The organism is Brevibacterium yomogidense, from assembly GCF_016107685.1.
GTDB classification, from domain to species: Bacteria; Actinomycetota; Actinomycetes; order Actinomycetales; family Brevibacteriaceae; genus Brevibacterium; species Brevibacterium yomogidense.
Genome location: NZ_JABASY010000001.1, coordinates 581,188 through 594,161, shown reverse-complemented (window position 1 = coordinate 594,161; position 12,974 = coordinate 581,188). Strand labels below are relative to the sequence as shown.

The window sequence follows — 12,974 nt, the reverse complement described above, 5'->3', positions numbered from 1 at the left end:
GCAACACCACGAGAACGCCCTGAACACCTCCATGGAGCTGACCTACTGCGACGTAGTGAGTGACGGAAAGCCGTGATCGCGCTAGCGTGAGGTGAGTCACGCAGTCACATGCCAGGTCCACGCCCCCTCCGACCACTTCTGAAAGGGGCACACCAGCTTGATCATCGACTTCGTCCGTGAGGCCCAGGCCCTCTCCGCAGACCTCATCGCGCTACGGCGCGAACTGCACCGCAACCCGGAACTGGGCAACGATCTCCCCTGGACCCAGTCCCGCGTTCTCGTCGCCCTCGAAAGACTGCCGCTGGAGATCACGACCGGAGACTCCCTGTCCTCCGTCGTCGCAGTGCTCCGCGGTGCACACCCCGGCCCCACGGTCCTGCTGCGCGGGGACATGGACGGGCTGCCGGTGGAGGAGGACAACGACCTCTCCTACGCCTCGGCGAACGGCAACATGCACGCGTGCGGCCACGACCTCCACACTGCGGGCCTCGTCGGTGCAGCGCGACTGCTCTCCGCACACCGCGACGAGCTCCCCGGCACTGTCGTCTTCATGTTCCAACCCGGCGAAGAAGGGCCAGGAGGCGCAGCGCCCATGCTCGCCGAAGGCCTGCTCGACGCCGCGGGCACCAGAGTGGACGCCGCCTATGCGGTCCACGTCCTACCCGGCGAACAGGGCGTCTTCGTGAGCCGCCCCGGCCCGATCATGGCCGGGTCCAACGTGCTGCGCGTGACGTTCCACGGTGCAGGCGGCCATGGCTCACAGCCGGAGAACGCGCTGGACCCCGTCGCCCCGCTCGTCGAGTTCTGCCAGGCCCTCCAGGTGATGGTCACCCGCCGGTTCAGCGTGTTCGACCCCGTCGTCGCGGCGATCACGAACCTGTCCGCCGGTGAAGCCGTCAACGTCATCCCCGTCGAGGCGTCGATGGGCGCCTCCGTGCGCACGCTTTCCGAGGCCACCACCCGCGACTTCCCGCGCTATGCGCAGGAGCTCGCCGAATCGACCGCCGCCGGGTTCGGCTGCACCGCCGAGGTGACCTGGGAAGCCCTCTACCCGCCCACCGTGAACGACACGGACGAGGCCGCGTTCGCGCTCTCCACACTCACCGATCTCTTCGGTACCGACCGCGTCGTCGAAGCAGACGACCCGCTCATGGGATCGGAGGACTTCTCCTTCGTCCTCAACGAGGTGCCCGGCGCCTTCTACTTCCTGCAGGCGACCCCTGCCGGCATCGATCCGGCCACAGCGGCGATGAACCATTCGCCGCTGGTGCAGTTCGACGACGCGGTGCTGGCCGACCAGGCGGCGTCGCTCGCAGCACTGGCCTGGCACCACAACTCACGGAAGGGCTGACACATGGAACCCATCTACAGCGCCGCCATCGTGCTCGCGTTCATCGCGGTCGGCGAGCTCGCCTCCATCTGGTCGAAGGCACGCGTGCCCAGCCTGCTCGTCGCGATGCTCGGCATCTTCATCTTCGCGCAGTTGGGTCTGGTGCCCACCACCGTCGTGGACGACTCGCTCATGCCGCAGGTCTACACGATCCTCGTGGCTCCGATCCTCTTCCACATGGGCTCGCTCATCCCACTGCCCACGCTGCTGCAGCAATGGCGGTCCGTCATCATCGCAGTGGCCGGAATGGTCGTCGCGGTCGGGCTCCTGGCAGTCACTGTCGCACCGCTCTTCGGCTTCGAGTTCTTCGTCGCAGGTGCAGGGCCGCTGGCGGGAGGCATCGTCGCGACGAGTCTCACGACGGAAGGTCTCACCGCCGCGGGCGTGTCCTCCGTCATCGTCGTCTTGCCGGCACTGGTGCTCATGATGCAGTCACTGCCGTCGATGCCCATGACCAACTTCCTGCTGCGCCGGTTCGCGATCGGCCTGCGCGACAGCGGTGAGCTGGAGAAGCTCGCCGCAGAGGCCCAGGCCGTAGACGAGTCAGCTTCGAAGAAGAAGCTCGTGACCCTGCCGCAGTTCCTCGTGGACAACGAGCTCTTCAACCTCTTCGCCGTGCTGGTGGGCGGCTCGGTCGCGACACTGCTGGCGGTCCCGACGCACATCCCCTCGTCCATCCTGGCGCTGCTCCTGGGCATCGTCTCGACCGCCATCGGCCTCACCCCGGAGCGCGCTCTGGAGAAGTCGAGCTCCTTCGGCATCGCCATGGCCGGTGTCATCGCGATCGTCATGGCACCGCTCGTCGAAGCATCGCTGTCGGACGTCATCGCCGCACTCCTGCCGATGGTCGTCATCCTGGTGGTCGGCGGGATCGGCATCATGCTGGGCGGCTTCATCGCGACGAAGCTGCTGCGGTGGAAGCCCACCCTCGGCATGTCCGTCGCGCTCACCGCCATGTACGGCTTCCCAGCGGACTACCTGCTGACCAACGAAGTCGCCCGCTCCGTGGGACGCACTCCGGAGGAGCGTGACCAACTCACGAACGCGATGCTCCCCGCCATGCTGGTGGGCGGGTTCACCTCGGTGAGCGCCGGCTCCGTCGTCATCGCGAGCGTGCTGGTGAGCTTCCTCTGACGGGCGTCTCCGCCGCATAGCCCTCAAGAACACACGAGAGAACCCGTCGGCCCACACCGTGGGTCGACGGGTTCTCTCTGCGTCCCGGCGTCACCGCTTCCGCATGCCGCCCTGATACACCTGCGACACGCGCCGCCTGGCTTCCGACAGACCCGCCTGCTCCAGGTCGCCGTCGAACAGGACCAGGTCCGCCGCATACCCGGTCGCCACCCGCCCCACCGTCGGCAGGTCCAGCAGGGACGCCGCCACGGTCGTGCCCGCCCGCAGCGCATCCCGCGTCGACAGCCCCACCGCGGCCATCAGCTCCAGCTCCTCGAGGTTCTCCCCGTGCGGACCCACACCGGCGTCCGTGCCCATCGCGATCTTCACGCCCGCGTCATACGCCTGCGCTATCGACTCCCGGTGCGTCTCCGCGACCATCCGCGCCTTCGCGACGACGGACGTCGGCAGCGCCGCCCCCGCATCCGCCGCAGCGATGACCGCCAACGGCGCCTGCAGCGTGGGGACCAGGAACGCGTCCTTCTCGAGGAACAGCTCGATCGTCTCCTCGTCAAGGAAGATCCCGTGCTCGATCGAACGAGCCCCCGCCCGCAGCGCGTTGCGGATCCCCTCCGCACCCTGCGCGTGAGACATGACGTACGTGCCCTGTGCCGCAGCCTCCTCCACGATCGCCTCGATCTCCGCGACCGTGAACTGGCTGTGCCGGGGATCGTCCGTGGGCGACAGCACTCCACCCGTCGAGCAGATCTTGATGTGGTCAGCACCCGCACGCAGGATCTCCCGCGTCTTCGCACGCACCGCGTCCACACCGTCCGCCACACCATCGGGCCGGCCCGGGTGTCCCGTCAGCATCGGCATGTGCGCCCCGGAAGCCATCCGGCCGTCGCCGTGCCCACCGGTCTGGCTCATGATGGAGATCGCCGCGTAGAGGGTGGGCCCATCGACGAACCCGTCCGACAGCGCAGCCTTCACACCCGCATCCGCACCACCGGCGTCCCGCGCCGTCGTCACACCCGCCTGCAGTGTCCGCTCGAGGTTCCGCGCAGCCCGGAAGAACTGCAGGGAGAACGGTTCCACAAACGCGTCCAGACTGCCCGCCCCGTCCGTCGCCACGTGCACGTGGCAGTCGATGAGACCCGGGGTGAGCGTCTTCCCCGTCGCATCGACGACATCGACGATCCGCCCGTCCGTCGACGCCTCCGCCGCCAGCGGTGTCCCACCGGTCCCCGATGCCCGCAGCTCTGCGATCACCCCGTCCCGGACGAGGACGTCGTGCCGCCCCCGGAACTCCTCGCCGTCGAACAGCTGAGCACCCGTGATGACGCGTGTGTCCGTCATGGAATCTCCCTTCGTCGTCCGTTGCTTCTTCCGTCAGTCTGTTGGCGCTGCCGTCACTCTGTTGGCGCTTCCGTCAATGCGCCCGAGGCCGCACCGCCAGCCCGTCAGTGACGCGGCGTCCGTCCCGAGGCCCCACTGTCACCACCACCCGCCGCAGAACCGCGCCGCAGCCTCCGCACCGCCAGGTGCGCGAGCAGCGCCGCCTGATCCCCCAGCACCGCATCGTCGAACACGACGTGCGGCGAGTGGTTGTCCGCCTGCTCCTCCTCCGGGACGTCCGCCCGCTTGGCACCCAGCATGAGGTAGGTGCCCGGCACCTCCCGCAGCACGAACGAGAAGTCCTCGCTGGGCATGATCGGGTCCTCGACGATCTTCAGCCGGTCCTCACCGAAGAACTCGAGGATCTCGTCGGCCACCCACGCCGTCTCGTCCGTGTCGTTCACGGTGACCGGGTACTGCTCCTCGAACACGACCTCGGCGGTGCAGCCGTGTGCGGACGCGATGCCGTCCGCGATGCGGGTGGCCTCCGCACGGAAGCGCGCGACCGATTCATCGGACAGCGTCCGCACGGTCGCACCCAGGGTCGCGCTGGGAGGGATGACGTTCACCATGTCGCCCGCGCTCAGCTGGGTGACGGACAGGACGACGGGGTCGAACACGTCGAACTTGCGGGTCACCATCGTCTGCAGGGCGACGACGATCTCCGCGAGCGCCGGCACAGGGTCGACCGCCGCGAACGGCTGCGACCCGTGCCCGCCCTCCCCGTGGACCGTGACGGTGAGGACGTTGGACCCGGCCTGCAGGGTGCCCGGCTTCGTCGACACGACACCCGCGTCGTCGATGTGCACGTGCACGCCGTATGCCGCGCTCACCCGCACACCGGCCGCGTCGAGCACTCCCTCCCGGATCATGACGGAGGCCCCGTTGAAGCCCTCCTCGCCGGGCTGGAACATGAAGACGACGTCCCCGTCCAGCTGGTCGTGGTGCGCGGACAGGATCCGGGCCGCCCCCACCAGACCGGCGGTGTGGAGGTCGTGGCCGCACGCGTGCATGTTCCCGTTCTCCGACCGGAACGGCTCGTCCGTCCGCTCCTCGATCGACAGGGCGTCCATGTCGCCGCGCAGCAGCACCGCCGGTGCGCCCTCCGCCGGCCGCCCCTGCCCGGTGCCCCGCAGGACCGCCACGACCGAGGTCGTCTCCACCCCCGTCGTCACCTCCAGCGGGAGCCCCTCGAGTGCCGCCAGCACCTTCCCCTGGGTCCGTGGCAGGTCGAGACCCACCTCCGGATGAGCGTGCAGGTCGCGCCGCAGCTCCTTGAGCCCCGGCAGCAGTTCCTGTCCCCCTGCTTTGAAGTCGATCATGGTGCAGCCCCTTCCGTCGCCTGACGACCACAGGACACCGTCCGTCCGAGCGACCCTGTGTGTCGACGGTCACGCTTCCATCTGCACCGAGTCTACGACTGCCTCACCGGACCCGTCGCGGATCAGCGGGATGAGGTCCGTGGCGATCCGTTCGAGCTCCTCGTGGAGCGGCGACGCCTGGATGAGCAGAAGATTCACGCCGGCGGCCTCGTACGCGCGGATCTTCTCCGCGACCTGCTCCGCTGTGCCCACCAGTTCCGGCCGCAGCGCCCGCGTGCCCACCGAGTACTCGCGGGCGGACACCTCGACGTCCAGCTTCGAGTGCTTCGTGAACTCCTCGAACGACGCGTAGCCCGGCGAGTGCGGGTCGATCGTCGTGATGCGTTCCAGCTCCGCCCGTGCCTGCGCCTCCGTGTCGCGGATGATCACGTAGGCGCTCATCCCGATCGTGTCGAACGGCGCACCCTGCAGCCGCTGCCGTCGCGCGTTCACGTCTGCGGTCTTCTCCGTGAGCTCGGCGACCGTCCCGCCGTGGGTGACGTAGGAATCCGCGAACCGCGCGATCGCCTCGCGCCCTCCTTCCGACTCCCCTCCCGCGTAGATCCGGGGCAGCCGAGCGGGCTTCGGTTCGACGACGGTGCCGGTGAAGTCGAAGTACTCGCCGTGCTGGCTGTAGGGGGTCTGCGTCCACAGGCCGCGCAGCGCGTCGACGAATTCGGTGCAGTGCACGTACCGGTCGTCGTGCGACGGGAACACTCCCCCGAACTGCTTCGCCTCCTCCGCCCACCAAGCGGCGACGACGTTGAGGGAGACGCGGTCGCTGCTGATGTCCGCGAGCGTCGACAGCCGCTTCGCCGTCACCTGCGGGTTGTGGTAGCCGGGGCGGATCGCGGTGAGGATCTCCAGCCGGTCAGTCACGGCCGCGATCGCGGTGGCCAGCGACCACGCCTCGAGACTGGGAGCCTCCGGCCCCTTGCGGTCGTTGAGGTAGAGCTCCGGGACCAGCGTGAGATCGAAGCCCAGCCCGTCCGCCAGGGTGCTCACCTGCCTGATGTAGTCCCAGGTGGCGGGCATCCCCTCGTCCTCGACGTTGCGGAGGAACCCTCCGTAGACAGGGGTCCAGTAGCCGAACTTCATCTCTCTCCTCCCCGGGTGGCGCCGGTGCCATGGTCCGTTCCCCGCCATCATCGGCCCGCCACACACGCCACGGCCACTCCATGACGAGATGCGACGCTCCACCGCGGCAGCACGAGTCGCCGCGTCCGTGCCTCTTCCTACTGTGTGCACATGGATCGGCATCCGCTGGTCCTCAGCACCACCGCAGGAGCAGTCATGGCTACGTCGCAGACACCGTTCGGCCTTCCCCGCGCCGTCCATCCCGATCTCAGCCCCGCCGCCCCCACCGCCGCCGAGGCCCCTGTCCGGTCTGCGACCGCCACCCCGGTCGTGGCGACCGCCGCCGAGGTCGTCGCCACCGGTCCGTTCAAGGTCTACTCCCCGGACGCGACGGACTGGACCGTCGGCATCGACCTCCGGGTCGAGGACGCCGGACTGGGGCTCACCACCCCAACCGGGCACCAGCGGTTCTCCCCGGACCGCTTCACCGTGGAGATGTCACCGGACGGCACGATCGTGTGGATCCTGGGGACGCAGGTGGACGGGACGGACCATCCCGCAGTCACGGTCCTCATGCCGGCGACGGCGGACGACCAGCGCACGCGCCTGCCCGGCGTGGAGTTCGCGGACCTCGGCGAAGCCGCCCACATCGTCCACCGCCTCACGGCGGCGACCGCGGCGGGCAGGCACACGCGCCACCGGTTCGGTCTGCAGCGGCCCGGCGACCTGGGGCTCGTCATCGACCCGATGGACGGCGAACCGGTGCTCGCGCTGCTGCGACTCACGGACACCGGGATGGAGTTCCGCGGCGACGGGCGGTGGGAGAAGGACTCGCCCGCTCAGCGCATCGCACCGTTCACCTCCCTCATGCCCGTGACATGTGGTGCGGTCGCGCGGTTCGACCACCTCGAGCAGTCGCCGTCCATGAGCCTCAGTCTGTTCCGCCGCTTCGTGATCCCAGGTTCTCTCCGAGGGGCGCCGTCACTCCCCTCGCCAGCTCCGCAGTCGTCGGCTCCGCAGTCGTCGGTTCCGCAATCGTCGGGAAGGGCGCCCGACGACTCGTCCGCTCCTTCGGCGCCTGCGCCCGCGCGGACCGGCGGAGCTTCCAGCGCTGCGCGAGCGTGTGCAGCACCGGAACGAGCACCTGCGTCAGCAGAGTCGACGACGTCAGCCCTCCGGTGACGACGACCGCCCGGGATGCCGATGACCCTGAGTAGGCTGAAGACCGACCGTGCTCGTGACGGGGCTGACCATCGGTCGGGGGATTTCCCTGCTTCTCCCCGCCGGCGGGCGCGCGGGGCCGCCGCTGCCGGTATCGTCGCCCTCACACCTTGCCGCCCGGCGACGCTGCCGCGGGACGAGGCGCCACCCTACGACCCGTGCTGCCTGCTGAGGAGTCCCCCCGATGACCGACGAACATCCTCCGGATCCGGACGGGCCGCTCCTCCTCGTCGAGGACCTCGCGCTGCTGCTGGCCGATGACAGCACCGGCACACCCGCGGGCGCGAGCACTCTGCACTGCTCGCTGGGCGCCGCCGTGCTGGTCGAACTGGCGCTGCTGGGTCGCGTCGAGACGCGGCAGAAGTCGTGGCTGTCCGGGGTCGTCGTCCATGCGACCGGTGACGGTCCGCTTCCGGATCCGCTCCTGCAGGAGGCCTACGACGCGATCGCGGCGGAGCCGCAGCCGGTCACATCGCTCCTCATGACGATCGGCGCGGACCTGTGGACGACGCTCCTCCACCGCCTGGCGGACCGCGGGCTGGTGTCCCAGGAGAAGGGGCGCTTCCTGGGCATCATCCCGACGACGACCTACCCCGCCACGGACGACCCCTACGAACCGGCCCTGCGGAAGCGGGTGGCCGACATCCTGGAACTGGGGCACGAGGCGGACGCGCGCACCGCCGCGCTCATCGGGCTCGTCTCTGCGAGCGGCACCCTCCCGTCGCTGCACCCGCAGCCCCGCTGGTCCGGTACCATCCACAGCCGCGGCAAGGAGTTCGAGAAGGGCGAATGGGGCGCCGAGGCGCTGGGCACCGCCGTCCTCCAGACCGCCGCCGCTGTGGCCGCGGCAGGTGCGGCAGCCGTCATCGCGGGGACGACCTCACCGCGCCCCTGAGGCGCTGCTCCGGTCAGGTGACCGGTCAGGTGAACTGCACGCGCACCTCGCCCATCCCCTGGTATTCCGCGATCACCGTGTCTCCGGCCGCGACGGGGACGGGGCGTGTGAAGGATCCGGACAGCAGGAGTGCGCCGGCGGGGATCTCCTCGCCGCGCTCCGCGAAACGATTCGCCATCCACGCCGCACTGGCCGCCGGGTGGCCCAGCACCGCGCCGGACACCCCGGTCTCCACGATCAGACCGTTGACGAACAGCTTGGCGCCGATCCACGACAGGTCGAACACCGTCGCATCGAACTCCTCGTCTCCCAGGATCACCGCGCCCAGTGCCGCGTTGTCGCTGATGGTGTCCACGACGGTCATCCCGTCCTCGACGACATGGCAGTCGAGCACCTCCAACGACGGCACGACGCAGCGTGTGGCCGCGAGGACATCCGCCGCGGTGAACGTCCCACCCGCATCCGAACCGGCCCCCGGGACCAGAGGCGAGTCCAGGACGAAGGACAGCTCCACCTCCACGCGCGCGTGGTTCCAGGTCGCTGCCGGCACGGTGACGCCTGCGGCCAGCACCTGATCCTCGAAGATCACGCCGTAGTCCGGCTCGTCCAGACCGAAAGCCTGCTGCATCGCGACGGACGTGAGGCCGATCTTGAAGCCTGCGACCGTTCCGCCCTCCGCTTCCCGCCGATCCCGCCACAGGCGCTGCACAGCGTAGGAGTCGGCGACCGTCATCGCCGGGAAGCGCCGGCTTGGCGGATCGATGCGCGTGCCCGTGCGGGCGGCATCCGCCAGTTCGTCTGCAATCGCCTTCACCTGGTCGTCCGGAAGACCGCGCGCGGCGGTTCCCTCACTGAGCGACATCGCGCCTCCGTTCGGGTGTGAACTCCCTCTCACTGAAACTGTGGGTGAATTCACACGCAATTATGTGGGTGTGAATCTAATGACAGCATATTCGATCCACTTCGGTCATAAGACCACTCATTGGTCGAGCGTCCGTCATGAGTGCTCTCCATCGTGAATATGACGGTTCACGCCTGACCGGTCGGGCCGCTGAGACGCCATTGAGCCACCTCACATCTTGGGTAGCATTGCCGACGTTCTTCACGGGTGACGAGGAACACCGAACCCCCTTCTTCCTCGCCTTCCCGTGTGATATCGACCATCCCGGACACGTCCTCGACGGAGAGGTGCTCATGAGCACAGCAGACAACAGATCCGACGGCGGCACGGAGCACCCGGCGCCCGACACCGACCCCGGCGCAGTAGCGACCGCCACCGCCCCCGCAGGCGCGCCTGCCGACGCGACGGTCGACGTGGACGAGCAGCTGGACTTCGACCGGGACCCGGCGAACACCGGGACGCACCTGCCCCTCTTCTGGCGCGTCACGGTCATGGTCCTCACCGTCGTGGGCGTCGTCCTCGTCCTCAACCAGGTGTTCTTCTGGAACCTTGGCGGCACGAACATCCTCACCAACAGCTTCCTGTACTACCTGCTGGCCGCGTTCCTGCCGATCGTGTTCATCATCTACCCGATCAAGAAGCTGCCCGGCGGGAAGACCGCACGCACCTCCGTGCCCTGGTACGACATCGCACTAGCCGTCCTCATCATGATCACCACGATCTACTACGGGATGAACGGCCAGCGGATCTTCGAGCGCGGCTGGGACTACGTCGCGCCCCCGACCGCGACCGTGTTCGCCTTCCTCCTGTGGGTGCTCGTGCTGGAGACCCTCCGCCGCACCGCGGGCCTCATCGTCACCGGCATCGCGCTCGTGTTCTCCCTCTACCCCGTCTTCGCGGCCGGTATCCCCGTGAGCTTCCTCCAGGGCATCCCCTTCCGCATGGACCTCACCGCGCAGATCCACGCGATGGGCGTCGACTCCATCCTGGGCCTGCCCCTGCAGACCGCCGCCAGCATCCTCGTGGGCTTCCTCATGTTCGGTGTCGCCCTGCAGTTCTCCGGCGGCGCCCTGTTCTTCTACGACCTCGCGATGAGCGCCTTCGGCCGCTACCGCGGCGGCTCCGCGAAGGTCTCCGTCGTGTCGTCGGCCGCGATGGGCATGATGTCCGGTTCGGCCGTGTCCAACGTGCTCACCACCGGGCCCATGACGATCCCCGCGATGAAGCGCTCCGGGTTCCCCCCGAAGTACGCCGCGGGCATCGAGGCGACCGCCGCGACGGGCGGCACGATCACGCCCCCGATCATGGGCACCGCCGCGTTCCTCATGGTCTCCTTCGTCGGTGTGCCCTACGCACAGATCGCGCTGGCCGCCGCGATCCCCGCTTTCCTCTACTACTGGGGCATCTTCCTCCAGGTCGACGCGTACTCCGCGAAGTCCGGGCTGCGGGGCATGCCCAAGGCGGAACTGCCCAAGATCGGGCGCACCGTCGTCTTCGGCCTGCCCTACATCGTGGCGCTCGTCGGGCTGATCTTCCTGCTGGTCGTCATGAACAACGAATCGCAGGCGCCGTTCTGGACGATCGCGTTCCTGCTCGTCTGCATGCTGTTCATGAAGCGCTTCCGGCTGACCCCGACCTCGTTCCTCAACTTCGTCTACGCCTCCGGCAAGACGATCGCGGAGATCATCGGGATCATCGCGGGTGTGGGCCTCATCGTGGGTGGCCTGTCCATGACCGGTGTCTCGCTGTCGCTGGCCCGTGAGCTGGTCAACCTCGTGGGCGACAACCTCGCCCTCATCCTCATCGCCGGTGCGCTCACGAGCTTCGTGCTGGGCATGGGCATGACCGTGTCCGCGGTGTACGTCCTGCTGGCAATCGTCATGGCGCCGGCACTCGTCGCCCTGGGCGTCAACCCGATCGCGGCCCACCTGTTCGTCATCTACTGGGCGACGGTCTCCTACATCACCCCACCGGTGGCGCTGGCGTCGTTCGCCGCGGCGAACATCGCGGGGACTCCCGCCATGTCGACCTCGATCACCGCGATGCGATTGGGGGCGGTGAAGTACATCATCCCGTTCGCGTTCGCCGTCAACCCGGCCCTGGTCGCACAGGAGTCCTCCGTGGGCGAGATCCTGCTGTCGCTGGTGACCGCGATGATCGGCATCTACTTCCTCGCGAGTGCGTTCGAGGGCTACCTCACGATCGGCAGCCGCAGGATCGGCATCCTGGTCCGCATCGTGGCCGCCGCAGCCGGTGCGTTCCTGCTGTGGCCGCAGATGACCTCGCACCTCATCGGGGTGGGGCTGGGAGTCGTCGCGATCATCCTCGCCATCGTCATGGGCACGCGCGGACCGCACATCACCCCGGCAGCGAAGAACCTCACCACGAACTCCAGGAAGAAGGCTGACGCATGAGACGACTGCGCATCCTCGCCGCGGCGACCGCGGCCTCGGCGCTGCTGCTGTCCGGCTGCGGAACCAGCGAGACGACGATGATCGGCGGCATCCGCGACCCCTTCGTCATCTCCACCTACGGCACGGGCACGTCCACGTACGCGGACACTGCGGCGGTGTCTGACGCCGTCTCCCGGGAGACGGGCGCACGCGTTCGCATCATCACCTCGGACACGGCGATCGGCCGCATGGCGGCGATGAAGTCCGGTGCCGCGGCGATGGGCCGTCTGGGCGACGAGTACATCTTCGGATTCGAGGGCCTCAACGAGTTCGCGAACGAGGACTGGGGACCCCAGGACACCCGTGTCGTGTGGGCGCCGCTGTCCCCGCACTCCCTGCTGACGCGCACCGCGGACGGCATCGAGTCGCCCGCGGACCTCAAGGGCAAGAAGATCCCCAAGGTGACCGCGAACCCGTCGGTGAACGGCAAGATCGACGCGTACCTCGCCTACGGCGGGCTCACGCGGGACGACGTCACCGAGGTGAACATCGCCTACGGCGAGCAGCCCGAGGCTCTCCAGCAGGGCCAGATCGACGTCCTCTACCAGCAGGTGTACGGCGCGACGCTCTACGAGCTCGAATCCCAGGTGGACGTGTCATGGGTCGGCCTCGACCCGGACGACGAGGAGGCTGTCGAGCGGGTCGACGAGCTCGCCCCGTCCGTCAACATCCTCCCGTTCGAGGACGCGCCCGCGCAGGAGGAGGACGAGGAGACCTACGGCTTCGTCTACACCCTCCCCATCACGGCGTACGACGACACCCCCGACGACGAGGTGTACGCCCTGGTGTCCGCGATGGCCGAAGGGTTCCCGCTGTACGAGGACACGACGATCAACACCCCCCGGTGGAACCCCGAGGACGTCGAGGACGTGCCGCGGGAGGCACCGTTCCACCCCGGCCTCATCCGGTGGCTGGAGGAGCACGACCGGTGGACGCCGGAGGCGCAGGAGAAGCAGGACGAGCTCCTGGAGCGCGGTGAGCAGCTCGACGAGCAGTGGGCGGCCTTCCAGAAGACCGACCCGCCCGAAGACGAGGAGCTGGCGCTCTGGATCGACTGGCGTGCCGAGCACGACCTCGGCAAGATCACCGACGACCCGAACGCCATCAGCTGACCGGACGAGGGCCCGACCAGGGGACCGATCGGCTGACCCGACCGTGTGCGGGC

At 68.7% G+C, this 12,974-nt stretch carries 10 protein-coding genes; 6 read left to right on the top strand and 4 right to left on the bottom strand.

The genetic code is table 11. The features are described 5' to 3' along the window. Positions 1–163: 163 nt before the first annotated feature. Both JFC09_RS02495 and JFC09_RS02490 read left to right on the top strand, forming a co-directional pair. Entirely contained in the window at positions 164–1,351 is a 1,188-nt protein-coding gene (locus JFC09_RS02495) for a M20 metallopeptidase family protein (protein ID WP_198392776.1), read from the top strand. A 3-nt stretch (positions 1,352–1,354) separates the two neighbouring features. Further along, positions 1,355–2,524: a hypothetical protein gene (locus JFC09_RS02490; protein WP_198392379.1), complete on the top strand. Its 1,170-nt coding sequence runs from the start codon at positions 1,355–1,357 to the stop codon at positions 2,522–2,524. Between the two features lie 90 nt (positions 2,525–2,614). Here the strand turns inward: JFC09_RS02490 and JFC09_RS02485 are convergent, their stop codons facing one another. The 3 genes from JFC09_RS02485 to JFC09_RS02475 form a co-directional block, all read right to left on the bottom strand. Continuing rightward, positions 2,615–3,862 (bottom strand): metal-dependent hydrolase family protein, encoded by a 1,248-nt coding sequence (locus JFC09_RS02485; protein WP_198392378.1) that lies wholly within the window; start codon positions 3,860–3,862, stop codon positions 2,615–2,617. 104 nt (positions 3,863–3,966) lie between these two features. After that, positions 3,967–5,223, bottom strand: coding sequence for a M20 metallopeptidase family protein (locus JFC09_RS02480; RefSeq protein ID WP_198392377.1), 1,257 nt, complete (start codon positions 5,221–5,223; stop codon positions 3,967–3,969). 69 nt (positions 5,224–5,292) lie between these two features. Continuing rightward, the gene (locus JFC09_RS02475) at positions 5,293–6,360 is read right to left on the bottom strand and encodes an LLM class flavin-dependent oxidoreductase (RefSeq protein ID WP_198392376.1); all 1,068 of its coding nucleotides are present in this window, start codon (positions 6,358–6,360) and stop codon (positions 5,293–5,295) included. 150 nt (positions 6,361–6,510) lie between these two features. Here JFC09_RS02475 and JFC09_RS02470 point away from each other — a divergent pair, with 150 nt between their 5' ends. Together JFC09_RS02470 and JFC09_RS02465 are read left to right on the top strand one after the other, a co-directional pair. Continuing rightward, entirely contained in the window at positions 6,511–7,521 is a 1,011-nt protein-coding gene (locus JFC09_RS02470) for a hypothetical protein (RefSeq protein ID WP_198392375.1), read from the top strand. A gap of 223 nt (positions 7,522–7,744) precedes the next feature. After that, complete coding sequence (locus JFC09_RS02465) at positions 7,745–8,455, top strand: GOLPH3/VPS74 family protein (protein ID WP_198392374.1); 711 nt, start codon at positions 7,745–7,747, stop codon at positions 8,453–8,455. Between the two features lie 25 nt (positions 8,456–8,480). Here JFC09_RS02465 and JFC09_RS02460 read toward each other — a convergent pair whose 3' ends face one another. After that, the gene (locus JFC09_RS02460; protein WP_198392373.1) at positions 8,481–9,317 is read right to left on the bottom strand and encodes a 2-keto-4-pentenoate hydratase; all 837 of its coding nucleotides are present in this window, start codon (positions 9,315–9,317) and stop codon (positions 8,481–8,483) included. A 332-nt stretch (positions 9,318–9,649) separates the two neighbouring features. Between JFC09_RS02460 and JFC09_RS02455 the strand changes: the two genes are divergently transcribed. Then, complete coding sequence (locus JFC09_RS02455; protein WP_198392372.1) at positions 9,650–11,770, top strand: TRAP transporter permease; 2,121 nt, start codon at positions 9,650–9,652, stop codon at positions 11,768–11,770. Further along, on the top strand, positions 11,767–12,921 hold the full coding sequence (locus JFC09_RS02450) for a TAXI family TRAP transporter solute-binding subunit (protein WP_198392371.1): 1,155 nt from the start codon (positions 11,767–11,769) through the stop codon (positions 12,919–12,921). The genes JFC09_RS02455 and JFC09_RS02450 overlap by 4 nt, the downstream gene beginning before the upstream one ends. The last annotated feature ends 53 nt before the right edge of the window (positions 12,922–12,974 follow it).